Source organism: Kitasatospora sp. NPDC052896, assembly GCF_044547075.1.
Taxonomy (GTDB): domain Bacteria; phylum Actinomycetota; class Actinomycetes; order Streptomycetales; family Streptomycetaceae; genus Kitasatospora.
In genome coordinates, this window is sequence record NZ_JBITZU010000018.1 from 91,583 (window position 1) to 116,081 (window position 24,499).

General features: G+C 74.0%; 23 protein-coding genes and 1 riboswitch. Of the genes, 11 read left to right on the top strand and 12 right to left on the bottom strand.

Translation table 11 applies throughout. From position 1 onward, the window contains the following. Positions 1–5: 5 nt before the first annotated feature. Positions 6–1,274, bottom strand: a complete 1,269-nt coding sequence (locus ACIGXM_RS27580; protein WP_396565425.1) for a phenylacetate--CoA ligase family protein — start codon at positions 1,272–1,274, stop codon at positions 6–8. Between the two features lie 259 nt (positions 1,275–1,533). Between ACIGXM_RS27580 and ACIGXM_RS27585 the strand changes: the two genes are divergently transcribed. Then, on the top strand, positions 1,534–2,634 hold the full coding sequence (locus ACIGXM_RS27585) for a glutamate--cysteine ligase (protein ID WP_396565427.1): 1,101 nt from the start codon (positions 1,534–1,536) through the stop codon (positions 2,632–2,634). Between the two features lie 129 nt (positions 2,635–2,763). After that, complete coding sequence (locus tag ACIGXM_RS27590) at positions 2,764–3,540, top strand: thioesterase II family protein (RefSeq protein WP_396565429.1); 777 nt, start codon at positions 2,764–2,766, stop codon at positions 3,538–3,540. Between the two features lie 10 nt (positions 3,541–3,550). Here the strand turns inward: ACIGXM_RS27590 and ACIGXM_RS27595 are convergent, their stop codons facing one another. The 3 genes from ACIGXM_RS27595 to ACIGXM_RS27605 all read right to left on the bottom strand — a co-directional run bounded on the left by ACIGXM_RS27595 (position 3,551) and on the right by ACIGXM_RS27605 (position 6,662). Further along, positions 3,551–4,642: a ferritin-like protein gene (locus tag ACIGXM_RS27595; protein WP_396565431.1), complete on the bottom strand. Its 1,092-nt coding sequence runs from the start codon at positions 4,640–4,642 to the stop codon at positions 3,551–3,553. Positions 4,643–4,817: 175 nt separating this feature from the next. Then, positions 4,818–5,234 carry a VOC family protein gene (locus ACIGXM_RS27600; RefSeq protein ID WP_396565433.1) on the bottom strand — a complete coding sequence of 139 codons (417 nt, stop codon included), beginning with the start codon at positions 5,232–5,234 and terminating at the stop codon, positions 4,818–4,820. A gap of 318 nt (positions 5,235–5,552) precedes the next feature. Continuing rightward, positions 5,553–5,731: riboswitch (M-box (ykoK) riboswitch) on the bottom strand. A gap of 280 nt (positions 5,732–6,011) precedes the next feature. Then, positions 6,012–6,662 carry a class I SAM-dependent methyltransferase gene (locus ACIGXM_RS27605; protein ID WP_396565435.1) on the bottom strand — a complete coding sequence of 217 codons (651 nt, stop codon included), beginning with the start codon at positions 6,660–6,662 and terminating at the stop codon, positions 6,012–6,014. A gap of 138 nt (positions 6,663–6,800) precedes the next feature. On the opposite strand from ACIGXM_RS27605, the gene ACIGXM_RS27610 reads away from it, so the two are divergent. From ACIGXM_RS27610 to ACIGXM_RS27625, 4 genes are all read left to right on the top strand, one after another. Then, positions 6,801–7,541, top strand: coding sequence for a polysaccharide deacetylase family protein (locus tag ACIGXM_RS27610; protein WP_396565437.1), 741 nt, complete (start codon positions 6,801–6,803; stop codon positions 7,539–7,541). 62 nt (positions 7,542–7,603) lie between these two features. After that, entirely contained in the window at positions 7,604–8,089 is a 486-nt protein-coding gene (locus ACIGXM_RS27615; protein WP_396565439.1) for a hypothetical protein, read from the top strand. A gap of 320 nt (positions 8,090–8,409) precedes the next feature. Beyond that, the gene (locus ACIGXM_RS27620) at positions 8,410–8,694 is read left to right on the top strand and encodes an acylphosphatase (RefSeq protein WP_396565440.1); all 285 of its coding nucleotides are present in this window, start codon (positions 8,410–8,412) and stop codon (positions 8,692–8,694) included. A 14-nt stretch (positions 8,695–8,708) separates the two neighbouring features. Further along, positions 8,709–9,509, top strand: coding sequence for an HAD-IIA family hydrolase (locus tag ACIGXM_RS27625; protein WP_396565442.1), 801 nt, complete (start codon positions 8,709–8,711; stop codon positions 9,507–9,509). Positions 9,510–9,629: 120 nt separating this feature from the next. Here ACIGXM_RS27625 and ACIGXM_RS27630 read toward each other — a convergent pair whose 3' ends face one another. Next, complete coding sequence (locus ACIGXM_RS27630; protein ID WP_396565444.1) at positions 9,630–9,995, bottom strand: ArsR/SmtB family transcription factor; 366 nt, start codon at positions 9,993–9,995, stop codon at positions 9,630–9,632. Beyond that, positions 9,995–10,366: a hypothetical protein gene (locus ACIGXM_RS27635; protein WP_396565446.1), complete on the bottom strand. Its 372-nt coding sequence runs from the start codon at positions 10,364–10,366 to the stop codon at positions 9,995–9,997. The genes ACIGXM_RS27630 and ACIGXM_RS27635 overlap by 1 nt, the downstream gene beginning before the upstream one ends. A gap of 309 nt (positions 10,367–10,675) precedes the next feature. Between ACIGXM_RS27635 and ACIGXM_RS27640 the strand changes: the two genes are divergently transcribed. Genes ACIGXM_RS27640 through ACIGXM_RS27650 form a run of 3 tightly spaced genes read left to right on the top strand, consistent with a single transcriptional unit; the run spans position 10,676 to position 12,037 of the window. After that, complete coding sequence (locus tag ACIGXM_RS27640) at positions 10,676–10,816, top strand: SDR family NAD(P)-dependent oxidoreductase (protein WP_396565448.1); 141 nt, start codon at positions 10,676–10,678, stop codon at positions 10,814–10,816. Beyond that, on the top strand, positions 10,807–10,977 hold the full coding sequence (locus ACIGXM_RS27645) for a hypothetical protein (protein ID WP_396565450.1): 171 nt from the start codon (positions 10,807–10,809) through the stop codon (positions 10,975–10,977). Before ACIGXM_RS27640 ends, ACIGXM_RS27645 begins: the two co-directional genes overlap by 10 nt. 49 nt (positions 10,978–11,026) lie before the next feature. Then, positions 11,027–12,037 carry an alcohol dehydrogenase catalytic domain-containing protein gene (locus ACIGXM_RS27650; RefSeq protein WP_396565452.1) on the top strand — a complete coding sequence of 337 codons (1,011 nt, stop codon included), beginning with the start codon at positions 11,027–11,029 and terminating at the stop codon, positions 12,035–12,037. 235 nt (positions 12,038–12,272) lie between these two features. On the opposite strand, the gene ACIGXM_RS27655 is transcribed toward ACIGXM_RS27650, so the two are convergent. Further along, on the bottom strand, positions 12,273–12,776 hold the full coding sequence (locus tag ACIGXM_RS27655; protein ID WP_396565454.1) for a hypothetical protein: 504 nt from the start codon (positions 12,774–12,776) through the stop codon (positions 12,273–12,275). A 399-nt stretch (positions 12,777–13,175) separates the two neighbouring features. Between ACIGXM_RS27655 and ACIGXM_RS27660 the strand changes: the two genes are divergently transcribed. Next, a complete protein-coding gene (locus ACIGXM_RS27660; RefSeq protein WP_396565456.1) occupies positions 13,176–15,290 on the top strand; it encodes a phosphocholine-specific phospholipase C in 2,115 nt (704 codons plus the stop codon). Positions 15,291–15,352: 62 nt separating this feature from the next. Then, entirely contained in the window at positions 15,353–16,141 is a 789-nt protein-coding gene (locus ACIGXM_RS27665) for a crotonase/enoyl-CoA hydratase family protein (protein WP_396565457.1), read from the top strand. Here ACIGXM_RS27665 and ACIGXM_RS27670 read toward each other — a convergent pair. The 5 genes from ACIGXM_RS27670 to ACIGXM_RS27690 form a co-directional block, all read right to left on the bottom strand. Next, complete coding sequence (locus ACIGXM_RS27670) at positions 16,136–17,929, bottom strand: glycoside hydrolase family 15 protein (RefSeq protein WP_396565459.1); 1,794 nt, start codon at positions 17,927–17,929, stop codon at positions 16,136–16,138. The two genes, ACIGXM_RS27665 and ACIGXM_RS27670, sit on opposite strands and share 6 nt — an antisense overlap. A gap of 26 nt (positions 17,930–17,955) precedes the next feature. Further along, positions 17,956–20,121 carry an FUSC family protein gene (locus ACIGXM_RS27675; protein ID WP_396565461.1) on the bottom strand — a complete coding sequence of 722 codons (2,166 nt, stop codon included), beginning with the start codon at positions 20,119–20,121 and terminating at the stop codon, positions 17,956–17,958. Between the two features lie 7 nt (positions 20,122–20,128). Next, on the bottom strand, positions 20,129–21,505 hold the full coding sequence (gene zwf / locus ACIGXM_RS27680; protein ID WP_396565463.1) for a glucose-6-phosphate dehydrogenase: 1,377 nt from the start codon (positions 21,503–21,505) through the stop codon (positions 20,129–20,131). Between the two features lie 153 nt (positions 21,506–21,658). Then, the gene (locus ACIGXM_RS27685; RefSeq protein ID WP_396565465.1) at positions 21,659–22,345 is read right to left on the bottom strand and encodes a hypothetical protein; all 687 of its coding nucleotides are present in this window, start codon (positions 22,343–22,345) and stop codon (positions 21,659–21,661) included. Between the two features lie 8 nt (positions 22,346–22,353). Next, the gene (locus ACIGXM_RS27690) at positions 22,354–24,261 is read right to left on the bottom strand and encodes a hypothetical protein (protein WP_396565467.1); all 1,908 of its coding nucleotides are present in this window, start codon (positions 24,259–24,261) and stop codon (positions 22,354–22,356) included. Between the last annotated feature and the right edge of the window lie 238 nt (positions 24,262–24,499).

Genomic DNA, 24,499 nt, shown 5'->3' on the forward strand with positions numbered 1-24,499 from the left:
ACCGGTCAGTCCATCCGCTGGTCGAGCAGTCGGACCAGCTTGCCGGTCCGCGGGTTGACCAGCAGGCCGTCCGGGCCGGTCCACTCCACGGCCAGCGGGTGGATCAGGCCCTTGGTCACGTGGCTGCCGAACATCGGCCGCAGCTCGGCCAGTCGGTCGGCCAACTCCGCCGCCAGCTTGGCTCGTTCGTCCGGGTCACCGCCGACCGGTCCGGCCAGCCGCAACACCAGCTGGTCCAGGCCGTCGTGGTGTCGCAGCACCACCTGGAGGTTGCCCACCAGTGCGTTCCGATCGGTCTCCGCGACCAGGGTCCGCAGGTCCTCCAGGTAGACGGTGACCACGCCGACCCGGGCGGCCTCGTCCGAGCGGCCCAGCAGCCGGAACCGCCGGCGCGGGAAGTCCACCCACTCGGCCAGGTCACCCACCGGGTAACGGATCACCGGCATCAGGCGGCGGGTCAGGTCGGTGGCGACCACCCGGCCCGGGCGGCCCTCCTCCTCGATCGGCTGTCCGGTCTCCGGGTCGAGCAGCTCGACCACCTTGTCGGTGGTGAACACCTCGTGCACCCGGTTGTCGGTCTCGCCGGCCACCGGGCCGGCCAGGATGCCCGCGTCCACGCTGGCGTAGCCGATCGAGCGCACCTCGGCGTTCGGGAACGCCCGACCCAGCATGGCCAGTTGGTCGCCGTAGCAGGCCTCGCCGGCGAACAGCGCGACCCGCACCAGCGGCAGCGTGCCGACCGTGTCGAGCACCTGGCCCGCCAGCCGGCAGAGCGAGGTGGGCGGTGCGGCGATCACCGTGGCACCGAGATCGCGCAGCGCCGGCACGGTGAAGTCGAGCGGCGCGGCGCCGCCGATCGGCAGCTGGACGGTGGGGACCTCGGCGTCCTGCAGGGCGTTCAGGGTGAAGACGAAGCTGGAGTAGAGCTCGCCCGCGTAGAAGAGGTTGGCCACCCGGTCACCCGGGCGCAGCCCGGCGGCGGGCAGGCCGGCGCCGAAGCAGCGGCTCATCCGGCGCCACTCGTCGCGGGTGTACAGCGACAGTCGCGGGGTGCCGGTGGTGCCACCGGTCTTGAAGAGCAGGCCGTCCTGGTGCGGGCCGGTGACGACCCGGCTCGGCTCGGCGTTGTGGGCGGCCCAGTAGTCGGTGTGCTCGGTCAGTGGGAGCGCGGCGAGGTCGGCGACGTCCTCGGGCAGGTCGGCGTAGAGCTCGCGGTAGAAGGGCGAGTGGGTGCGGACGTGCCGTATCAGTTCTGATACCTGATCAAAAACCATCAGAGGCAACCTAACTGTGGGATTTGAGGACTATCTTAGACATATCATCCACTCGCTCGGCGGCCGGCCTGACCCCGTGTGAGCCTGGTGGTGGATCGCCGACCGGATGGGGTGCGATGGTCCGTTCGGGCGGGCCGTCGGGCGCGGCGGCGGCCGGCCCGCGGGCCGGGTGGGTAGAAACGGGGGACGTGGGCGGCGGCCGGTCGCCCCGCTGAGGGGAGAGGTCCTGACCGGTCAGGCTGCTCTGAGGGCGGACGAGGTGCTCAGCCTCGGCGTGGAGGAGGAGTTCTTCCTCGCCGACCACGCGAGCCGGGCATTGACGGCATGTGCGCCGGTCGTCGTCAAGCGAGCCAGAGACCTGCTGGGGGACGGGGTCACCGTCGAGCTCTTCCCGACCATGGTGGAGATCCGGACCAGGCCGGTGCTCACCCTGACCGAGCTGGCCGCCGAACTGCGCCGGGTGCGCGCCGGTGTGGTCGCCGCGGCCCGCGAGGCGGGCTGCCGGGTGGTGGCCTCCGGGACGATCCTGCTGCCCCCGCCGGTGCTGCCCGAGGTCAGCGAGCAGGACCGCTACCTGCGGCTGGCGGCGCAGTTCGCGCCGCTCGTCGTCGGCGACCAGGGCGCCGCCGTCTGCGGCTGCCACATCCACCTCGGGGTCGCCGACAGGGACGAGGCCGTCCGGTTGGCCGGACACCTGCGGCCCTGGCTGCCGACCCTGCAGGCGCTCGCCGCCAACTCGCCCTACTTCCGCGGCCGGGACAGCGGCTACGCGAGCTGGCGGGTGATGCGCTGGGGGAACTGGCCGGAGGCCGGACCGACCCCGCTGGTGCCCGACGCGGCGGCCTACGACGCGCTGGTGGACACCCTGGTCCGGTCCAGGATGCTGATCGACCGTCGGATGGTCTACTGGTACGCCCGGCCCTCCGAGCACGTGCCGACCCTGGAGATCCGGGTCGCCGACGTCAATTCCGACCCGGACACCGTGCTGCTGCTGGCCGGCCTGCTGCGCGGGCTGGCCGTGGTGCTGCTGGCCGAGATCCGCCGCGGGGTGGCCGCCCCCGTCCTGGTCGAGCCGGTGCTCCGGGCGGCGCACTGGCTCGCCGCCAAGGACGGGCTGTGCGGGAGCGCGCTGGACCCGGTGACTGGCACGCTGCTGCCGGCCGACGAGGCGGTCGAGCGGCTGATGGACCGGGCCGCGCCGGGGCTGGCGGCGGCGGGGGACGAGCAGCGGGTGGCCGAGCTGTGGGAGCGGCTGCGCGCCACGGGGGACGGCGCCACCCGGCAGCGCGCGGCCTTCCGGTGGCGCGGTGAACTGCGGGACGTGGTGGACCTGCTCACCCTGCCGGAGGAGCCGGCCTGACGGGTGCCGGCCCGGTGCGGGTGGCAGCGGCCGATCGGCCGCCGGATACCGTGGAGCCCGATCGCGCGGCCCCGGGCTCCACCGCGTGCGCGGTCCGAAGGTCCGACCCCTGCGAGCTGAGAGGCCCTCATGTCCACCCGCTTCCCCGCCCCCTCCACCGTCGCCGCGGGGTGGGCCCGCATCCCCGAACCGCGGCCGGCCGCCCGGCTGCGGCTGATCTGCTTCCACGCCGCCGGGGCCGGCCCGTCGATGTACCGCTCCTGGGCGAGCGGCCTGCCGGAGGAGGTCGAGCTGGTCGCGGTGCAGCTGCCCGGGCGGGAGACCCGGTTGGGGGAGGAGCGGTTGACGGACTACCCGACCGCTGTGGCGGCCGCCTTCGAGGGGCTGGCCCCGCTGTTCTCCCGCCCGTACGCGCTCTTCGGGCACAGCATGGGCGCGCTGCTCGGCTACGGGGTGGCCCTGGCGGCCCAACGGGCCGGCCTGCGCGAGCCGTCCCGGCTGCTGCTCAGCGGCTGCGAGGGACCCGGGGCCTGGCGGACCGTGCCGGAGCGCCTGACCTGGAGCGACCAGCGGCTGGTGGAGGAGCTGCGGCGCAACGGCGGCACCCCGGAGGAGGTGCTGGCGATGCCGGAGCTGCTGGAGCTGGTCCTGCCGGTGCTGCGGTCCGACTACCGGATCGTCGACTCCTTCCAGCCGCCCGCGGGCGGGCGGCTGGAGTGTCCGCTCTCGGTCTTCGGCGGGGAGGAGGACCGGATGGACCGGGACGGCCTGGCGGCCTGGTCCGCCGTCAGCCGGGCGGAGTGCTCGGTGCGGATGTTCCCCGGTGGGCACTTCTTCCTGACCGGGGAGGCGGGACCGCGGGTGCTGGCCGCCATCGCCGCCGACCTGGCCGCCACACCGGCCTGAGCGGCACCCGCTACGTCGTGACCGGGCGGAACTGCGGGCCGTAGACGCCGTGCCCGTCGGGCAGCGGGATCTCCATCAGGCTGAGCGCCGGGCCCTCCATCGCCCGCATGGCGTGCACGGCGGCGCGCAGCGTGCCCGGGTCGCCGGCCGTCCAGGCGGCCTCCAGACGACGCAGCATTTCGGTGAAGGTGGCGTCGAACCGGCGGAGCAGCCGCTCGGCCTCGGGCCGCGGGGCGGTCCAGCCGCCCGCCGGGACCGACCCCATCGGGCTGACCTCGGGGAAGGGCACCCGCTCGCCGGTGAACTCCCAGACGCCGTCGACCCGCCGCAGCCGGTGCTCGTGGTAGATCTCGCCGAACGCGTAGTAGTGGGCCGGGGTCTCGGAGTCGAACCGGCTGTCGGGCGACCCGGAGGTGCCCTCGCCCTGCTCCTTGATGATCTCGATCGCCTGCTCGACGTCGTCCAGGCTCTCCATCGGGAGCAGTCGGTCCGGGCCGATCCGGTCGGCCAGCTGGCCCTCGGCCGAGAGTTCGGGCCGGACGTCGCGGAACGCCTCCAGCAGCCCGGTGTAGAAGGCGCCGATGCTCGGCGGTCCGCCCGCCATCCGGGCGAGGGGGGTCTCCGGGGTCTCGATCCTCATCAGCACCTCGTGCACGTACTCCTTGGTGAGCCCGGAGAGGTGGACGATCAGTCCGGGCCGGACTCCGCCCGGGAGCGGGCCGGGGTACGAGGGCACGGCATCGGCGATCCGGGGCCGGCCGCCCACCGCCACCAGCAGGTTGCAGGCCAGGCCCATGTGGTACATCTCGTCGTTCACGATGCGGCGGATCAGCCGGGCCGCCTGGTGGCCACGATCCCTGACTGACCACCAGGCGCAGAGGTACGGCGGGATGGTGGCGAACTCCAGCTCCACCGCGACCTGGAGCGCCGCCCTGATCCAATGGACGTCACGCCGGTCGCCGGGCACCGCCAGCAGTCGCGCGACCGCTCCGCCGGGGGTCGCGCCGGGGGTCGCGGTGGGTGCGGCCGCCGCGGGCGGGGCGACCACGGCCGGCCCGGCCGCGGCCAGGCCGGCCGAGGCGAGGAAGTCCCTGCGGCTCAAAGGGGGAACCCGTCGGCTCTCATCGATCACATCTGCCTCCGTCCTTGGGCGACCGGCCCCGGTCCTTCGGCCGCGGGCCGCTCGGCTGCCTGGCAACGGCTGGCGAAGCTACCAGCGGATCGGCCGCCGAGCCGGCGCCGCCACCGGGACACCCGCCGGTCACCACCCGGGAGGCTCAGCCGTGCCGTCCGGCGAGCAGGACCTGGTCCGGTGCCGGCCGGCACTCGGGAACGGATTCGACGAACTCCAGCAGGTTGCCGACCGGGTCCTGGGTGTAGAAGCGGCGGTGCGGCGGCAGGCTCTCGTCCCAGACCACCAACGCACCGAGATCCGCCAGGCGTGCCGCGAAGTCGTCGATCTCGCTGACCGCCAGTCCGGGGTGAGCCTTGGTGGTGGGTCGGAAGCGCTCCTCGATCCCCAGGTAGAGCCGGACCCGGCCGCCGTCGGCCGCGAACCAGCAGCCGCCCCGGTCGGTCAGCGGCGCCGGCTTCGGGATCTCGGCCAGCTGCAGGATGTCGCAGTAGAAGGCCCGGAGCAGTGCTTCGCTGCCGGGCGGTGCGCTGAGCTGGACGTGGTCGAGGGCCGTGATCACAGACGGCCTCCTCTCGGTGGTGGTGGTCATGGTGGGTCGCCCGAACTCCCGGGTGACGGTGGGGAGTCGGGTGCGCACGGCGGCGCGCCGCCCGGCGGGTGATCCGCGTCGGCGCGGGCCGATGAACTGACGCTGAGTCAGAAGGCTTGGCTGGTCGGGTCGTTATCGCAGGGCGGGGAGGGGCGACGACAGGCGGGAATGGGGGCCATGGTGGCCCGGACTACTGCAATCCATGTCTCTCGCCTCCTCCCGGCCGGACGCACCGTCTTCGGTGCGTCATCGACTCGGCAAGGAGCTCACCGGCGCGCCCGAGCCGCCGGATCACCCCAACCCGTCAGAGCTTTGGCACTGCACGGCGTGATCCAAGCCCGAAGGACTGGAAGCCACTTGGGATCAACCCTTAAGCCGGGAAGATCTGTCCTGAACCTGGGCGTCTCTCGACGTCGTGGGGTCAGTGGCCTGTGTCCGTGCAGACGCCTCACCGAACGAGGTGCCTTCTGCAAACCTCAACAAGCCTAGCTGCCGCCGGGCGACCGATTGACCATTTTGCCGACTCTTGACGTTGGGAGGTGATGCCTGCCGGCCGGCCGCGGGCACCGGCCGACCACCTCGGCCCGTCCGCCCCTCACCGACCTGTCGCTGCCGCCCCTCGCCGACCCGCCTGCTCGGACCGTCCGTCCCGGGTCGCGCCGGACCCGGCGACCGCCCGGGCGCTGGGGGACGTCGCGGCCGGGCTCACCGGCGCCGGGTTCCCGGCCGTCGCCCGAGTGGTCGCCGCTACGCGGTGTGGCGCAACCGCAGGACGTTGTCCTCGCGGGTGCCGGGCAGGCCGTCCGGGTCGGTCAGCTCGCGGGTGAACAGCTCGTCGCGCTCGACCCGCCACCGGCCCGGCGCGAGGTCGAGCGAGTCGAGGACCTCCGCGGTGGTGGGGAAGTGGTAGTCGAAGTGCGGGGTGTGCTGCCACGAGGGCCAGCCCGCGTGACCGACGATCAGCAGCACCCCGCCCGGTGCCACGGCCTCGGCCGCCCGGCGCAGGATGGCCGTCCGTTCGCCCTCCAGCTCGACCGGGGAGTGCAGGAACTGGGCGGACACCAGGTCGAAGTGGCCGGCGGGGAACGACTGCGACAGGTCGTGCCGCTGCCAGTCGATCCACTCGGCGACCCCGGCGTGGGCCGCGTTGGCGGCGGCCCGGCGAAGCGCGGTCGCCGAGACGTCGACGGCGGTGACCCGCCAGCCCCGGTCGGCCAGCCAGATCGCGTCGGTGCCCTCGGAGCACCCGAGGTCCAGCGCGGTGCCGGGGGGCAGCTCGCTGACCTCCCGGACCAGCGGCTCGTTGGGCCTGCGGACCCGGCCCCACGGGCTCTCGCGGTCGCGGTAGAACTCCTCCCAGTACTCGTGGGCGGTGCTCTGCGGCGAGGTGTCGGTCATCGGTCGTCTCCTCGGTCGGGTTGGTTGGCTGGTGTCCCTTCGGCGAGCGTGCGACAGTCGGTGCTGGCTGGCAAAGTTCCTTGCCGGAACAGCAAATGAGGAGAGTGACCTGCCGGGGGTGGCGGGCGTTGACCGGGCATGAACCGCTTCGCCGCCGCCGTCGCCCTCCTCGCCGTCACCGTGCTCACCGTGCCCGCCGCCGCGGCCAGCGGGTCGCCGCCGCCCGCGTCGCTCGGGCGGCTGTTCGGGAGCGAGAACCGGCGGATGCCCACCGACCGCCGGGAGGTCGCGCTGACCTTCAACGCCGCCTGGGACGAGACCGGGGTGCCCGAGGTGCTGGCGACGCTGCGGCAGCGCGACGCGCCCGCCGACTTCTTCCTCACCGGGCGGTTCGCCGAGCGTCACCCCGCCGCCGCCCGGGCCATGGCGGCCGAGCACGGCATCGGCAACCACTCCTACAGCCACCCGCTGTTCGACCGGCTCACCGCCGACCAGGCCCAGCAGGAGGTCCTGCGGGCCGACCGGGCGATCCGGGCGGCCACCGGCGTGGTGCCGTTGCCGTTCTTCCGCTTCCCCTACAGCGCCACCACCCCGCAGGGCATCGCCGCGGTCAACGCGCTGGGCTTCGCGGACATCGAGTTCTCCGCCGACACCGACGGCTATCTCGGCACGCCCGGCGGGATGACCGTGCGGAAGGCGGTCGACCGGGTGATGGCCGCGCTGGCGCCGGGGGAGATCGTCGAGATGCACGTCGGCGTCGACGAGAGCGGTGAGGCCGGGCCCACCGACCTCGACGCCGAGGCACTGCCGCTGATCATCGACGCCGTCCGGGCCCGGGGCTACCAGCTGGTCGACCTGCGCACCCTGCTGGAGGGCTGATCCGTCGTCGCGGCCCGGATAGGCTCGTCTCCCCGAGCCGTCCGAGGACGATGGAGCCGTCCGTGCCCGCCCCCTACCACGTGCTGTTCGTCTGCACCGGCAACACCTGCCGTTCCGCGATGGCCGAACACCTGCTCCGCCGGGCCGTGTCGGCCGCCGGACTCGCACCCGGCACGCTCATCGGCAGCGCGGGCCTGGCCGCCGAAGCCGGCACCCCGATGGACCCGCGCGCGGTGGCCGCACTCGGCCTCGACCCCGCGACGGTGACGCACCGGGCCACCCCGGTCGAACCCGAGACGCTCGCCGCCGCCGACCTCGTGATCGCCATGACCCGCGAGCACCGCGACCGGCTGGCCGCCCTCCTGCCCACCGGCGCCGGACCACGGTTGGCCCTGCTGACCGCCTTCGACCCGACCGCCGCCCCCGGGACCGAGGTTCCCGACCCCTTCGACGGCACGCCGGCCGACTACCGGCGAACCCGCGCGGCCCTCGAAGCCGCGCTCCCCGCCCTGCTCGCCCACCTCCGCGCTGTCGCCGCCCGGTCGTAGGGAGCGGGTACCACCTCGGTCCGCGACCTGACCGCCGGACCGACCGGAGCGCTGGTGCGGCTGCCGGTGGGAGGTAGTCCGCCAATGTCGGTGCATCGGTTGACGGCCCGTACGGGTGGCTGTTGGCTCGTGGCGTCCGTCCCGGGAGGGGAGACCGCCTGGTGCCGGGGGACACCCAACCAGCAGGAGGACGTCTTCGCGCGCTACCCGCCCCGGCACTGACCCTCCACCGGGACCGTGCCCCGACCGGGTGCCGCCGGATGGCTCCGGTCGGGGAGGGCCGTTACGGTGAGCCGTACGCGTCCGACGGTGAGGCAGCAATGATCCGTAACCGAGTGATCGTCTCCGGTGAGGTGCAAGGCGTGTTCTTCCGGGACACCTGCCGCCGGACGGCCGCCGAGCTCGGTGTGGCCGGCTGGGTGCGGAACCTGCCGGACGGGACGGTCGAGGCCGTGTTCGAGGGGCCCGCGCAGGCCGTCGGGACGATGGTGGCCTGGGCGCGCCGCGGTCCCGAGCTGGCGATCGTGGACCGGCTCCGGGTCTTCGAGGAGGAGCTCGAGGGGCTGCGGGGCTTCGAGATCCGGCCGACCTGGCTCGGCCGGTGAAGCCGGAGCGCGAGATGGCACGGATCGGCGCGGCACTGATCGACATCGACGGTGTGCTCACGGTGTCCTGGCGGCCGCTCCCCGGGGCGGTGGACGCGTTGACGCGCCTGCGCGCGGCGGGCCTGCCGTTCGCGCTGCTCACCAACACCACCGCGCGCACCAGGGCGTCGATCGCGAACGCCCTCGCCGAGGCGGGCTTCCCGGTCGGGAGCGAGGACATCCTCACCGCACCCGCCGTCACCGCGGCCCGGCTGGCCGAGCAGCACCCGGGCGCCCGCTGCCTGCTGCTCAACTGCGGTGACATCAGCGCCGATCTGGCCGGTGTGCGGCTGGTCGAGGCGGACACCCGGGAGGAGGTGGAGGTGGTCCTGGTCGGCGGGGCCGGCGCCTGTGCCGACTTCGACTACCCGGCCCTCAACCGCGCCTTCGGCCACCTCCAACGAGGCGCGCGGCTGGTCGCCATGCACCGCAACCTGTACTGGCGCACCGACCAGGGCCTGCAACTCGACAGCGGGGCGTTCCTGCTCGGACTGGAACGGGCGACGGGGACGCGGGCCGAGGTGGTCGGGAAGCCGGCCGGGGCGTTCTTCGCCACGGCCCTGGCCCACCTGGGTGCCGAGCCGGACCGGACCGTGATGGTGGGGGACGACGTCGAGTCCGACGTGCTCGCGGCCCAGCGCGTCGGGATCACCGGGGTGCTGGTCAGGACCGGCAAGTACCGGGAGCAGGCGGTCCGGGACGCCGACGGGACACCGGATCACGTCATCGACTCGGTCGCCGACCTGCCGGACCTGCTCGCCGGGCTGCCCGCCTGACGGAACCGCGGCCCGTTTCCAGGGTTGTCCGTTGCGGATCACCCGACGAGTTCAGCACGCGCCGGTTGCGGTCCGGGGCCGAGTCCACCCGTGTCGGGGTGGCCCGGCCCCTGTCGGGTGTCAGCCGTGCGGAGACGGATCCAGGCTCAGTGCCGGGTCGTCCGTCTGGCGCAGCTCCTCGAGGATCCCCTCCCGGTCGGTGAGCAGGACGGTCAGGATCCGGCGGGCCGAGCGCAGCAGGTCGGCGACGTCCCCGCCGGCCAGCGCGTAGAGCACGGTGGGTCCCTCGCGTCTGGAGGTGACGATGCCGGACCGCCTGAGGACGGCGAGTTGCTGCGACAGGTTCGACGGCTCGCACCCGATGTCGGCCAGCAGGTCGCGCACCGGCAGTGGGCCGTTCTGCAGGAGTTCCAGTACCCGGATCCGGACCGGGTGGCCCAGCATTCGGAAGAACTCCGCCTTGACCTGGTAGAGCGGAGGTGGCATCAGACCTCCAGCTCGCCCTCGACCAACTGGAGTTGGCGGCGGGCCATGGCCAGGTTGGCGCGCTTGCGGTCCAGGGCCAGGTAGAGGAAGAGGCCGGTGCCGCTGCGCGAGGTCAGCGGCCGGATCAGGTGGTACTGGCCGGTGAGCGTCACCAGGATGTCCTCGATGCCGCCGGTCAGGCCCAGCATCTCCATGGTGCGCAGTTTCGCTCGGACCAGGTCGGTGTTCCCGGCGGCGGCGACCGCGAGGTCGAACTCCTTGTTGCCGCCGAGCGTGCCGAGTGCCATGCCGCTGCCGACGTCCACGAGGGCCACGCCGATCGCGCCCTCGATCATCATCGCTTCCTTGAGTGCAATGTCCGTGTGTGCCATGGCTCCTACGCTAAGCAACCGGGCGGCGGTCTCGATGATGAATTGAAGAATACTGAAATTCACGCCTTCGAGGGTGTAGCGTGCCCCATGACCCGTGCCCTGCCGGGCGGTTGGCGCCCACCGTCGATGCGCGCACCGGCTGTAGTCGTACGACCCGGGTCGGGTTGCCGGATCGCGGGGTGGCCCGGATGCTGTAGCCGAGGGCCCGGGCTGCCGGCACGTGCCAGGACGACGCACGTCCCGTCGGGACCTCCCCACCATCGCGGGCCCCGTAGGCCGGTGGTTCCCTGAGCGGAAGGGGCTCGCTCCATGTCGTTCGAAGGCAAGGTCGCCCTGGTGACCGGATCTTCCAAGGGTCTGGGCAGGGCGATCGTGCTGCGGCTGGCCGCGCGGGGCGCCGACGTCGCCATCAGGCCGACGAGGCGGTCGCCGTGGTCGAGGTGGCCGTAACCGACGACGGCCCGGACGGGAAGAGCCCGATCGGGACCGTCCCGATCGGCCGGATGGCCACCACCGAGGATGTCGCGAACGTGGCCGAGTTCCTCGCCGGCGAGAGTTCCTCGTTCCTCCCCGGCGAAGACCTCCTGATGACCGGCAGATCCAGCAACTGACCCTGTGGTAACCCGAGTTGAGCCAGCCCCCAGCCCGGAGGGAAGACCGATGAACGCTTCCGACATGCGCGCCGTCCAAGTCGTCGAGGCCAAGGCGCCGTTCGTCGTCACCCGGCTGCCGGTGCCCGAACCCGGACCCGGGCAAGTGCGGGTGCGGGTTCGCGCCTGCGGGATCTGCGGCGGCGAGAACCTCACCCGGCTGGGCCTGCTGGGCGTGCGGTTGCCACGGGTGCCGGGGCACGAGATCGCCGGTACCGTGGACGCCGTCGGTGCCGGGGTCGGCGCCTGGGCGGTCGGTGAGCGGGTCGGCGTCGGCTGGCACGGCGGCAGTTGCTTCGTCTGCGACACCTGTCGCACCGGCGACTTCGTCAACTGCGCCGAACGCCGGATCGTCGGACTGCACTACGACGGCGGCTACGCCGAGTACCTGGTGGCGCCGCAGGACACCCTGGCCCGGATCCCCGACGCGTTCTCCTTCGAGGAGGCCGGCCCGATGATGTGCGCGGGCGTCACCTCGTTCAACGCCCTGCGGCACTGCGGTGCTCGGCCGGGCGACACCGTCGCCGTCCAGGGTGTCGGCGGGATCGGCCACCTGGCCGTGCAGTTCGCCGACAAGATGGGCTTTCGCACCGTCGCGATCGGCCTCGGGCCGGAGAGTGAGGCGGTGGCCCGGCGACTGGGGGCCGACGAGTACCTCGACAGCACCGAGGGGAGCGCGGGCGAGGCCCTCGCCCGGCTCGGCGGCGCGGCCGCGGTGATCTCCACTGCCGTCAACAGCCCCGCCCAGGCCGACCTGGTCCAGGGGCTCGCGCCGAACGGCCGGCTGGTCGTCATCGGCGCCGACCACAACTCGCTGGCGGTCTCGCCCGACCTGCTGGTCTTCGGCCGCCGCGAGATCGCCGGCTGGTACAGCGGCCACGCCAAGGACAGCGAGGAGGCGATGGCGTTCGCGGCGCTCAAGGGGGTCCGGCCGATGATCGAGACCCGCCCGCTGGAGGAGGCGGAGGAGGCCTTCCAGGGGCTGGGCAAGGCCGAGTTCCGGGCCGTGCTCACGGTGTGAGGTGACGGTGTGAGGTGACGGGAACGCTCGCGGGCCGGCCGGTGAGGGAGCCGGCCCGCGGGCGTTCCCGTTCCCGCGCCCAGCCGAAACGCCGCCGGGAGGACTCGTCGACCCGGCGGTGACCGCCCAGCCCGTCACCGCCACCACCGACGGTGTCGCCGACGGCCTGCGGGCCTTCCTGGCCCGCGGCGGCCGTCGCGCCGGCTGACCACCGGGCCGGCCGCGTGGCCAAGGCTCAGAGCTGCTCGCTCCGGCGCTGGCTGAGCAGTCGGGTGCCGAGCAGCGCGCCCGCCACCACCAGCGCGCCGCCCGCCGCCATCCGGGTGGTGTCACCGCCGAGCGTGTCGTCGTCCAGCCCGGCCCACATCGAGCCCACCGGCGCCGGCCCGGTGACCACGACCGTCCCGGTCAGCGCCCGCCCGCTCGCGCAGGTGCCGCCGATCCAGTAGCTGCCGGGCCGGGTGCCGGTGGGGATCTTCAGCCCACCCCGCACGTCGCGCGGTCCGGTCCGGTCCTCGGAGATCAGCGCGACCGTGCCCGAGCCCAGGCTGCTCGCGTCGACGGCGGCCGAGCCGCTGTCGCCGCACGCGGAACTGCTCAGGCTGACGTCGTCGCCGGGGGCGACCGGCCGGGGGGCTGCCGCGATCGTCCCGGCGTCCGCGGCCAGGGCGGTGGGGACGGCCAGCCCGAGGGCCGCGACAGCCAGCGCGGCCCCGGTCAGAGCACGAGTGGAACGCATGGTCTTCGATCCTCCAGAAGGCGCGGTCGCGACACCTTGGTGGGTCGCTGCGGTGTTCACCCGGAACTCCGTGCCTCGACCTCCAGGGAACCGGTGGCCCGGCCCGCGCGCATGCCGACGGACGGCGCACGGGTGACGGGCCGTCCGTCGGACGGTGGTTCAGCGCGGCTCCGGACGGCGGCGTGGCGGCCCCGCGCGGCCGGTCCGACCGGGGGCCGGCCGGCCCTCGCCGAACCTGGTGCCGCAGAGGAACTGGTGCATTCCCGGGACAGCTGGTTACCATCCAGTAGCCGTCGCGCGGCGTTCATCTCGTGGTCACCGGGACCGGGCCTGCCAGTCGCCCACCAGCGGCAGCCTGTGCGGCTGGCACGTCCCCCCACCACGACCTCGGAGGTCGCGTTGTCCCCTGTCTCCCGTCGGTCCTTCCTCGGTTCCGCCGCCGCCGTCGGCGCGGCGCTGGGCGTGGACGCCCTGCCGGGCGAGGCGGTCCCGGCCTCCGCCGCCACCGGTGCGACCCCCGCCGCGCTCCCGGAGGGCGCCACCGGAACGATCCGCGACGTGCGCCACGTCGTGGTGCTGATGCAGGAGAACCGCAGCTTCGACCACTACTTCGGCTCGCTCAAGGGCGTCCGTGGCTTCGGGGACCGCAGCGCGATCACCATCGGCGGCAACGGCACCTCGGTCTTCAACCAGCCCGGGCTGCTCTGGGGCCACCAGTACCCCTGGCAGTTGAGCACCACTCCGTCCGCCTTCGGTATCACCGGCGAGAAGTACGCGCAGTGCGACCAGTCGCTGGACCACGGCTGGAGCACCCAGCACAAGGCGTGGAACAACGGCAAGATGGACAGCTGGATATCGGCGAAGCTCTCCGACCGCACCATGGGCTTCCTGAACCGGAGTGACATCCCGTTCCACTACGCGCTGGCCGACGCCTACACCATCTGCGACGCGTACCACTGCTCGATCATCAGCGCCACCGGCCCCAACCGCACCTACCTGTGGAGCGGCATGATCGGCCCGGACGGCACCAAGGGCGGCCCGGCGTACGACGGCGGCTCGGAGTCCGGGCTGAGCTGGGAGACCTACGCCGAGGCGCTGCAGAACGCCGGGGTGAGCTGGAAGCTCTACCAGAACGCCAACGACAACTTCGGCGACAACGCCCTGGCCTACTTCACCCAGTTCGCCAACGCGGCGGCCGGCACCCCGCTGCACGACCGCGGGATGGCCTCGGTGCCCGCGGTCACCGGCTCGACCCCGGACGACATCGCCGCCGCGATCAAGGCGGACGTGCTGGGTGGCACGCTGCCCCAGGTCTCCTGGGTGGTGGCCGACCAGGCGCACTCCGAGCACCCGGACGCCCCGCCCGGGGACGGCGCGCACTTCGTCAACCTGGTGATCCAGGCGCTCGCCGCCGACCCGGACGTCTTCGACTCCACCGTGCTGTTCCTCAACTACGACGAGAACGACGGCTTCTTCGACCACGTGCCGCCGCCGGTCGCCCCGGCCGGCACCGCCGAGGAGTCGATCCAGAACGGCACTCCGATCGGGCTGGGCTTCCGGGTCCCGATGATCATCGTCTCGCCGTGGACCCGCGGTGGCTGGGTGGACTCCCAGGTGGCCGACCACACCTCGGTGCTGCGCTTCCTGGAGACCTGGACCACGGCGCTCGGCACCCCGGCGATCTGCCCGAACATCTCGGACTGGCGCCGCCAGGTCTGCGGCGACCTCACCGGCGCCTTCGACTTCGGCTCGCCGGTCTACGGGCTGCCCGCGCTGCCCGACACCAGCTACCAGATCGGGCAGTCCAGCTGCACCCTGCTGCCCAACCCGATCCCGACCAACAACAGCATGCCGAGCCAGGAGCCCGGCACCAAGCCGGCCCGCGCGCTGCCCTACCAGCCGAACGGCTCGGTGGACCGGCTGGAGTTCGACGCGGCCGGCAAGATCCTGCTCTGGATGAAGATGTCCAACGAGGGCGAACAGGCCACCAGCGCGGCGCACTTCGCGATCTACGCCAACCAGTACCGCAGCGGCGGCCCGTGGCAGTACACGGTGCCCGCGTACGACCCGGCCAGCGGTGCCGACGGCACCGCCGAGGACTTCTTCAACATCGGCTCGGGCTACGGCGACGGCGCCTACGACCTCACCCTGATCGGCCCCAACCGGTTCCTGCGCCGGGTCACCGGCAACGCCACCAACGCCGGTCAGTACGCCGAGACCACCAGCTCCTACGCGGCGGCCCCGAACACCGGGCAGCAGGCGGTCTGGTTCACCATGACCAACGCCGCCGGCTCCGGCCGCACCGCGACCTTCACCATCACCTCGAACCAGTACCGCTCGGACGGCCCGTGGACCTACCAGGTGCCGGCCGGCGGCAGCGTGTTCGACTACTTCAACGCGGTCGCCTACACCAACGGGTGGTACGACTTCACGGTGACCGTGGACCTCGACGCCAGCTGGTCGCGCCGGTTCACCGGCCACCTCGAGACCGGCACGCCGAGCGTCACCGGCTGATCAGCCCGTTGACGGGCCGGACCGACTCCGGTCGCGGTCAACCAACCGAGAGGAGAGGCCCGATGAGCACCGAACCGGTCAGGACCGAGCGGCGGGGAGCGGTCCGTACCGTGATCCTGTCCCGTCCGGCGGCCCGCAACGCCGTGGACGGGCCGACCGCCGCCGCGCTGCTGGCGGCCTTCGAGGAGTTCGAGGCGGACGACTCGGCCGCGGTCGCGGTGCTCTGGGGCGAGGGCGGGACGTTCTGCGCCGGTGCCGACCTGAAGGCGGTCGGCACCGAGCGCGGCAACCGGCTCTCCGCCGACGGACCGGGCCCGATGGGCCCCACCCGGCTGCGGCTGGGCAAGCCGGTGATCGCGGCGATCGCCGGCCACGCGGTGGCCGGCGGGCTGGAGTTGGCGCTCTGGTGCGATCTGCGGGTGGCCGCCGAGGACGCCGTCTTCGGGGTGTTCTGCCGCCGCTGGGGAGTGCCGCTGATCGACGGCGGCACGGTCCGGCTGCCCCGGCTGATCGGGGAGAGCCGGGCGATGGACCTGATCCTCACCGGCCGCCCGGTGGACGCCACCGAGGCGCACCGGATCGGGTTGGCCAACCGGGTCGTCCCGGTGGGCCAGGAGCGGGCGGTGGCCGAGGAGTTGGCCGCCGAGCTGGCCCGGTTCCCGCAGACCTGCCTGCGCCAGGACCGCCGCTCGCTGCTCGAACAGCACAGCCTGTCCGAGCCGGTCGCGCTGGCCAACGAGTGGCGGCGCGGGCAGCTCTCGCTCGCCGCCGACACCGCGGTCGGGGCGGCCCGGTTCGCCGCCGGCGCCGGACGGCACGGTTCCTTCCAGGACGCTGACTGGCCGTCATGAGCGCGGATGCCGCCGGCCGGACAGCCCCAGCGCGGTGTCCAGTAACCCGATGTGGCTGAACGCCTGCGGGAAGTTGCCGAGTTGGCGGTTGGCCTGGGGGTCCCACTCCTCCGAGAGCAGCCCCACGTCGTTGCGGACGGTCAGCAGCCGCTCGAACAGCTCCCGGGCCTGTTCCTCGCGGCCGAGCCCGGCGAGCGCGTCGGCGAGCCAGAACGAACAGGCCAGGAAGGCGCCTTCGGTGCCGGACAGGCCGTCCACGGCGGTCTCCGGATCGGCGCCGGTGGTGTAGCGGCGGACGAAGCCCTGCTGGTCGAGCTCGGCGCGGACCGCGTCCACCGTGCCGGCCACCCGGGGATCGTCCGGCGGCAGGAACCCGACCTTGGGGATCAGCAGCAGTGCCGCGTCCAGCTCCCGCGAGCCGTAGTACTGGGTGAAGGTGCCCCGGCCCGGATCGAAGCCCCGGGTGCAGACCTCCCGATGGATCGCCTCCCGGATCGCCCGCCAACGGTCCACCGGGCCGGGCAGGTTGAACCGCTCGGCGTCCTGGACCGCCCGGTCGACCGCCACCCAGGCCATCACCTTGGAGTGCACGAAGTGCCGGCGCGGCCCGCGGATCTCCCACAGCCCGTCGTCCGGCTGCCGCCAGGTGTTCGTCAGGAACTCCATCAGCACGCGCTGGATGTCCCAGGCGTGCGCCAGCGGCGGCAGCCCGGCCGTCCGGGCCAGGTGCAGGGCGTCCATCACCTCGCCGTAGACGTCCAGTTGGAGCTGGTCGGCGGCCGCGTTGCCGGCCCGGACCGGCCGTGAGTTGCCGTAGCCGGGCAGCCAGTCCAGTTCGGTCTCCGGCAGCCAGCGCTCGCCCGCGACCCCGTACATGATCTGCAGGTCCTCCGGGCTGCCGGCCACCGCCCGTTCCAGCCACTGCCGCCAGGACTCCGCCTCCCGGACCAGCCCGACGCGCAGCAGTGAGGAGAGGGTGAGGGTGGCGTCGCGCAGCCAGCAGAACCGGTAGTCCCAGTTGCGCTCACCGCCGAGGTCCTCGGGCAGCGAGCTGGTGGCCGCGGCGACGATCCCGCCGGTGGGGGCGTAGCTGAGGGCCTTCAGGGTGAGCAGCGAGCGGACCACGGCCTCCCGGTACGGGCCCTGGTAGCCGCAGGTGGCGATCCAGTCGGCCCAGAACGCCCGGGTCCGCCCGAGCGCCTGGGCGGCGTCCGGGGCGGCCGGCCCGGGCAGGTGCGAGGGTTGCCAGCTGAGCACGAAGGTGGCGCTGTCGCCGGCTTCCAGCACGGTGTCGGCGCGGGTGGTGAGGTGCTCGCCGCGCTGCTCGGTGTCCGACCGCAGCCAGACCGAGTCCGGACCGGCGACCGCGACCCGCGCCCCGGCGACCCGGCGCACCCAGGGCACGAACCGCCCGTAGCCGAAGCGCAGCCGCAGTTCGCTGCGCAGCCGCACCGAACCGGCCGTGCAGCTGGCGATCCGGACCAGGTGCGGACCGGTGTCGTCACCGGGCAGTGGCATGAAGTCGGTCAGCCGCAGGGTGCCGGAGGGCTCCTCCCAGACGCTCTCCAGGATCAGCGTGTCGCCCAGGTAGCCGCGCCGGGTGCACGGGCCCGCGTCCTGCGGGGCGATCCGCCAGTGCCCGTTCTGCTCGGTGCCGAGCAGCGCGGCCAGGAAGGCGGGGGAGTCGAAGCGCGGGGCGCAGAGCCAGTCCACCGAGCCGTCCCGGCCCACCAGGGCCGCCGTCCGCAGGTCGCCGACCAGGGCGTAGTCCTCGATCCGTCCGGGCATGGGGAGCCACCTCCGTGCAGCTCATCTCACGGTAGGCGGGCGACCGGGGGCCCGCCATCCGCGCCGGTCGCGGCGGGCTCGGGGAGCACCCGGTCCAGCAGGGTGGCCACGGTGTCGAGCCACCGTTCCAGGTCGACCAGCAGTGGCAGCGCCGGGGCGTCCGCCGGGCTCGGGTCGTCCGACGGGACCACCCGGACCCGCGGGACCGGGGCGGCCCCGTCCCGGCCGTCGGCCAGCAGGTCGGCCAGCCGGTCACAGCCCGCCGCCACCGCGGCCGCCGCCGCCCGGGCCCGCGCGAAGCCGGCCGGGTCGCGCGGGCGCGGTGAGTCGCAGTGGCCGTCCAGGAGCTCGTCCGCGCCCTGCAGGATCCGGGAGGCGGCGATCAGCGCGGCCTGCCAGTCGATGGGCGAGGCGCGCGGTGTGGCCAGCTCGCCCTGGTACTGCGCGTAGGAGGACTCGGCCAGCCGGAGGGCGCGCCGGGCCGGCCGGATGGCGCTCGGCTCCGGGGCGGGCGTCGGGCCCAGCAGGGCGGCCGCGGTCTGCTCGATCACCGGCTTGCCGGCCCGGACCAGGGCCGCCGTGTTCCGCCGCAGCTCGCCCCGGGCACCGCGCGGCCAGGCCAGCAGCCCGCAGGTCAGCCCGATCACGCTGCCGGTGGCCACGTCCAGCAGCCTGGTCCGGGCCAGCTGCCAGGTCGTCGGCGCCAATTGGGCGAAGGCGGTGGCGACCACCAGGGTGAACAGGGCCTGTCCCCAGGCCACCCCGAGCAGCGGGCCCAGGGTGAACGCCACCAGCATCAGCGGGACCAGGGCGACCGCGTACGCCTCGGCGTGCTGGCCCGCGATCAGCAGCAGGGCGGCCGAGGCCAGCGCGCCGACCAGGGAGCCCAACAGCGCCTGGCGCACCGACCGCCAGGTGTTCAGCGCGGTGGTGCGGGTCAGCGTCAGCACCGCGAGGAGCACCCAGAAGCCGTGCTGGAGGTCAAGCACGCCGGCCGCCAGCCGGGCGGCGGCCAGGCCCACGGTGGTGCGCACGGCGTTCTGGAAGTACACCGAGTGCGGGGTGAGGTGGTCGCGGATCCGGTACCACCAGAGCGTGGGGGTGCGGGCCCGGACGTACCAGAACAGCGCCACCGGGTGCAGCGGCCAGGCCCGGCGGCCGTCCACCGCCACCCGGACCGCCGACTTCAGGGTCAGCGCGGGCTCGGCGGCCGCCAGCACCCGGGCCTGCCGGCGCAGCGCCGGCACGGTGGCCCGATCCGGGCTGCCGGCCTGGGCCCGCTCGATCCGCTCGGCCTGGAAGGCGCGGAGCGCCTCGTCCATCGCGGTGGCGGGCGGTGCCGGACCGCCGCGCAGGGCGGCCGCGGTGCAGGCGCAGGCCTCGGCGATCCGGGCCAGCATGGCGGCCGACGGGGGGTCGTCCGCGGGCGCCTCCGGGATGCGGGCCAGCGCGTGCAGCTGACCGAGCAGCACCCGGACGGCGGCGCCGGCCTGGGCGAGCGCGCGATCGGTCCGGCTGGGGCTGGCGGGCCGCTCGGCGGGCGGCAGGTGGGACGGGCGCAGCCGCTCGTCGGCGGGGTCGACTGCGGCCCGGTCGGTCTCGTCGAGCTCGGCCGGCCGGCGGAGCCGGGTGGCGAGCCGCCCGGCGTCGGTGACGGCGTCGGCGAGCAGCGTGCGGTAGCTCGGGCCGGGTGGGACGGGCAGCAGCAGCTCGACCGCGGCCAGTGCCAGCACGCCGATCGTCACCCCGGTCAGGCGGGCGGCCAACTGCTGCGGCGCGTACGGCGGGAACGACGGCAGGATGTAGAGCAGTTGGAGCCCGGGCGCGGTGCTGGCCGGGCGGGGGCCGGCGATCGACGCCAGGGTCAGTGGGAAGCCCACCAGCAGCATCCCGAGTGCCGCCGTCCAGGTGTGCGCCGCCGCGGCGGTGCCGATGGCGACCAGCAGCCAGCCCACCGGCAGCGCGGCCGCCGTGGTCGCGGCCCGCTGCCGGCCGGAGCCGCAGATCTGCGAGATCACCCCGAGCGCCAGCGCGCCGAACAGCGCGTAGATCGCGGTGACCGGCTGGTTCAGGCCGTAGCGGCAGGAGTAGAAGCCGGCGGCCGCGGCCGTGCTGACCCGCACCGCGCGGCGCGCGGCCGCCGCCCGGACGTCGGGGGTGGTGGACGCGAGCCGCCGGACGGGCCCGGGCACCGCGGCCTCAGGCCGCCGGATCGTGCCAGCGAATGCCCGGCGGCAGCAGCACGTCCGCCTCGGCCGGTCCCCAACTGCCGCGTGGATACGGGTGAACGGGGACGGCGTCGTCCAGTACCGGGTCCACCACCCGCCAGGAGTCCTCCACCGTCTGCTGGTCGGCGAAGAGCCAGCGGTCGCCCTCCAGCGCCGCGCCGATCAGCCGGTCGTACGGGCGCATGTCGGATCCGGGTTGCTGGGCGAAGACCAGCTCCTCCTGCCGCGGGCGGTTGGTGTCGCCGGGTTGCTTGCCCACCAGGGTCAGGCCCAGCTCGGTGTCCGGCCGGACCCGGATCCGCAGCGCGTTCAGCGTGCTGGTGTCGCGCAGGCCGAAGACGTCGTGCGGCGGGCGGCGGAAGCTGAGGTGGATCTCGGTGGCGGTCACCGGCAGGCACTTGCCGGCCCGGATCAGCACCGGTACGCCGCCCCATCGCCAGGAGTCGAGCTCCAGCCGGACCGCGACGTAGGTCTCCACGGTGGAGGCCGGGCTCACCCCGGGGACCTCGTGGTAGCCGTGGTACTGGCCGCGCACGGCGTCGCGCACGGTCAGCGGGCGAAGCGCCCCGATCACCCGGTCCTTGACCTGCGGCCAGTGCGCCAGGCCGGCGCCGTCCGGCGGGTCGGCCAGCACGCTGGCCAGGATCTGCAGCAGGTGGTTCTGCAGCACGTCGCGGATCGCGCCGGTGCGGTCGTAGAAGCGGCCGCGGTCGGCGACGTCGAAGTCCTCGGCCATGGTGATCTGCACGCTGTCCACGAAGGTCCGGTTCAGCAACGGCTCCAGCACGGTGTTGGCGAACCGGGCGAAGAGCAGGTTCTGGATCGGCTCCAGCCCCAGCCAGTGGTCCACCCGGAAGACCGCGTCCTCCGGGAAGACCTGCTGGATGGTGGTGTTGAGCTCGCGGGCGCTGTCCAGGTCGGTGCCGAACGGCTTCTCCACCATCACCCGGGCGCCGCCGGCCCGGCCGGCCCCCGCGATGCCCTGGGCGATCCGGCCGAACAGCACCGGTGGCACCTCCAGGTAGTAGAGCGGATTCGCCGCGTCACCCATCGCGTCCGCCAGGGCCTGGTAGGTGGCGGGCTCGGTGAGGTCGCCGTCCACGTAGCGGAGCAGACCGAGCAGCTTCTCGGCGGCCGGGGTGGTGGGGTCCATGTTGTTGAGCCGCAGCGAGGCGGTCGCGTAGTCACGGAACTCCGGCAGGCTCCAGCCGTTCTTGGCCACGCCCAGCACCGGGACGCCCAGTACGCCGCGCTCGACCAGGCCCACCAGGGCCGGGAAGGTCTCCAGTTTGGCCAGGTCGCCGGTCGCGCCGAAGATGACCAGGCAGTCCACGGTTGTCGTCGCCATCGCTGACTCCTTGTGTCCCCTTGTGCGCCCGCTGTCCGCGTCACGGCGCCGGTCGACCTCCCGGGTCCCATTGTCGGTTGACCCCGCACACCGTGCAGCCCGGCGCCCCGGAGCGGCGGTGGTGTCGCGCTCCGGGGCCACCCACGCCGCGGGTCAGAGGGTGAACATCCGATGCATGCTCACCGCCGGCCGCGGGGTCCGTGCGGCGGCGGTGCCTCCGCCACCGCTCGGGGCGTTCGCCGCGGCCGCGTTGAGCACGGCCAGCACCTGCGCGGCCAGCGCGTCCGCCTGGTTCTGCACCGCCGTGGTGGACTCGTCGGACCGGCTCAGCGCGTTCAACTGGTCGTGAATGCCATCAAGTTGCCGCATGTCGGCAGTCGACAGGCGGAACGGCTCGGGCGTGGAGATGATGAACTGGTAGGCGCCGGCCAGGGTTTGGCACCCGGCGCAGTGCTCGTTCTCGGCCTTGCTCAGGTTGACCGCGTTGAGGTGCACGTTCTCCCCGGCCATGGTGACGATCTGGAACGAGAGCGCCACCGAGCGGCAGGGCGCGGCGGCCGAGCAGCCGGCGGCGAACGCGTCGGCCTGGTTGGTGGCGCTGGCGGCGAGCAGCGTCCCGTACTGGTGGACGGTGAACGAGTCCTGGAACCGGTCGGGTTGGGCCGGGCTCGCCAGCGTGTGTGCCGAGTCGTCGGCCACGGCCACGCCGGTGGCGGCCTGGGCCGGGAGCGCGGTGGCCACGCCGGTGAAGCCGATGGTGGCCAACAGGCCGACCCGGACGGCCCGGCCGGCCGGGGTGAGGCGGCCGCGACGCGGCTTGCGGTGCTGCTGGTGGTTCACGGGGTCTCCTAGGGCTGTGCTGCGGTGGTGGGTCCTGCGGTGGGCGTGCCGGGCGTGAGGGAGGGGCTCGGCCCGACGACCGGCGACAAGGTGGCGGGCGGGGTCAGCGTGCTCGAGGTCGGCACGGGCGACGGGCTGGCCGCAGCGGCCGGCGTCCGGCTGGGTGGCGCCGACCGCGCGGGCCGCGAGGAGGCGACGGGCGCCGCGGCACTCTGTGCGGGTGTGGGCGCGGGGGCGGGCGGCGCCGCAACCTGCGGGGCCGGTGTCGGGCCGCCGGCCGGGGCTCCCGCGCCGGGCGTGGCGGGCCCGTTGACGTGCGGCGTCGCGGCGGCGGACCGCGCCGGGAGGGGCCTGGCGTGCTCGTGCACCCGGCCCACGTGCGGCACCCGCACCACGGGCCGGACCTGCGGCACCCCGGGTTGCAGTGCCGGCACGATCGGCGGCTGCGCCGGCAGCGGTCCGGGCGTGATCCCGCCGGCCCAGGCGAGGCCCAGACCCACGACGCCGGCGGCGGCCAGCAGTCCGAGGCCGATCCGCAGCCGGCGGTCGTCCCGCGTGGTCCGCGCGGCGGCGCGGACCAGCCGTCCGCCGAGCCGGACCGACAGGTACCCGACCCCGGCGAGCGGGCAGACCAGCATCAGGCTGCCCAGCACCCCGACCAGCCCGGCGGCGAGCTGCCCGGCGGCGAAGGCCGACCAGGTGCCGGTGAGCTGCGCGACCAGCGAGTGCAGGGTGGTGGTCAGGATCCGCGGCAGGTTCCAGAGCGCGTAGCCCAGATCGCCCACCAGCAGCGGGACCATGGTCAGCACCCAGACCGTGACGATCACCCGGGCCGAGCGCTTGAGGCCGGCCGCCTCGGCCGGCACCGGCCGGCCGGGGACCATGCTGAGCAGGATCGGCCTGATCCGCCCGAAGAGGTCGGGCACCCCGGCCAGGTCGCCGACGATGTAGTACCCGTCCAGCCGGACGGCCGGCATCAGCTGCTCCAGCACCTCGAAGTGGCCGAGGTAGACCGCGCTGAGGAAGAACGGCTGCCCGGTGGCGAAGTAGCAGCCGGCCATGCCGAGCATGAAGACGACGTTGAAGTAGACCCCGCCGAGGTCGGTGCGGATCCGTCCGGCCCGGCCGATCCGGTAGACGTCGGTGACGTCGGTGTAGAGCGAGGGCCAGATCAGGAAGACCCCGCAGCCGATGCAGCCGGGGTGCGCGCCGCCGTACCGGCAGGCCGAGGCGTGGCCGAACTCGTGGAACACCAGGGAGGCGACGGTCAGGCCGAACACGGCCAGCAGCAGCACGGGTTGGTCGAGTACTTCCAGCACCGGGGTCATCGCGCCGAAGTACCCGAACAGCCAGACGTCCATCGCGACCGCCGCGAGCAGCACCACGGCGACCACCGGGGGCCAGTGCAGCCAGCTGAGCGCGCGGGCGATCCGGGCCACCCGGCGCTCGTCGAACAGCACCCGGTGGCCCTTGAGGCTGAGCAGCAGGTCGGACCGCGGGGCGTCCGGGACGAGGTCGTCCGGCTGCCCGAACGGTACGGTGACGCCCAGCACTTCGAGCTTCCGCTCGATCAGGTAGCGGACGTTCTCCTCGCTCAGCTCCCGCCCGTACATCCCGCTGACCCGGTGCGCGATGTCCTCGGTGCTCCGCCGGCCGTCGATCGCGCCGGCCACCAGGTGCAGCAGCAACGAGAGTTGCACCACCTGGCCGTCGCCCCGGCGGGCGATGTACCGGGGCTCGGTGAAGCCGGAGCCCTGGTACTCACCGTGCAGTCGCAGGCCCGAACTGAGCCTGGGCACCGGGTGGTTCAGGACGGACAGGGTCTGCTGGTACGAGGTGGCGAAGCCCCCGGGGCCGGGGACCAGTGCACCGGCGGCCGGGTCGTCGACGGCCGCTGTGCCGGCCTGCTGCGTCAAGGTGCTTGTCCCCCACGGTCGTTCGGTCGGTGCGTCGGCGCCGGGTGGCAGGTCGCGGGGGGGGGGGGGGGGGGGGGGGGGGGGGGGGGGGGGGGGGGGGGGCCCCCCCCCCCCCCCCCCCCCCCCCGCCCCCCGCCCCCCCCCCGCCCCCGGCGCGGGGGGGCCCCCCCCCCCCCCCGCCGCCCCCCCCCCCCCCCCCCCCCCCCCCCCCCCCCCAGGCCGGTGGTGGGACCGCGCT

Coding starts and splice junctions, on each gene's coding strand:
- ACIGXM_RS27580 (WP_396565425.1), bottom strand. CDS start 1,274: ATGGTTTTTGATCAGGTATCAGAACTGATACGGCACGTCCGCACCCAC.
- ACIGXM_RS27590 (WP_396565429.1), top strand. CDS start 2,764: ATGTCCACCCGCTTCCCCGCCCCCTCCACCGTCGCCGCGGGGTGGGCC.
- ACIGXM_RS27605 (WP_396565435.1), bottom strand. CDS start 6,662: ATGACCGACACCTCGCCGCAGAGCACCGCCCACGAGTACTGGGAGGAG.
- ACIGXM_RS27610 (WP_396565437.1), top strand. CDS start 6,801: ATGAACCGCTTCGCCGCCGCCGTCGCCCTCCTCGCCGTCACCGTGCTC.
- ACIGXM_RS27620 (WP_396565440.1), top strand. CDS start 8,410: ATGATCCGTAACCGAGTGATCGTCTCCGGTGAGGTGCAAGGCGTGTTC.
- ACIGXM_RS27625 (WP_396565442.1), top strand. CDS start 8,709: ATGGCACGGATCGGCGCGGCACTGATCGACATCGACGGTGTGCTCACG.
- ACIGXM_RS27630 (WP_396565444.1), bottom strand. CDS start 9,995: ATGCCACCTCCGCTCTACCAGGTCAAGGCGGAGTTCTTCCGAATGCTG.
- ACIGXM_RS27635 (WP_396565446.1), bottom strand. CDS start 10,366: ATGGCACACACGGACATTGCACTCAAGGAAGCGATGATGATCGAGGGC.
- ACIGXM_RS27640 (WP_396565448.1), top strand. CDS start 10,676: ATGTCGTTCGAAGGCAAGGTCGCCCTGGTGACCGGATCTTCCAAGGGT.
- ACIGXM_RS27650 (WP_396565452.1), top strand. CDS start 11,027: ATGAACGCTTCCGACATGCGCGCCGTCCAAGTCGTCGAGGCCAAGGCG.
- ACIGXM_RS27655 (WP_396565454.1), bottom strand. CDS start 12,776: ATGCGTTCCACTCGTGCTCTGACCGGGGCCGCGCTGGCTGTCGCGGCC.
- ACIGXM_RS27665 (WP_396565457.1), top strand. CDS start 15,353: ATGAGCACCGAACCGGTCAGGACCGAGCGGCGGGGAGCGGTCCGTACC.
- ACIGXM_RS27670 (WP_396565459.1), bottom strand. CDS start 17,929: ATGCCCGGACGGATCGAGGACTACGCCCTGGTCGGCGACCTGCGGACG.
- zwf (WP_396565463.1), bottom strand. CDS start 21,505: ATGGCGACGACAACCGTGGACTGCCTGGTCATCTTCGGCGCGACCGGC.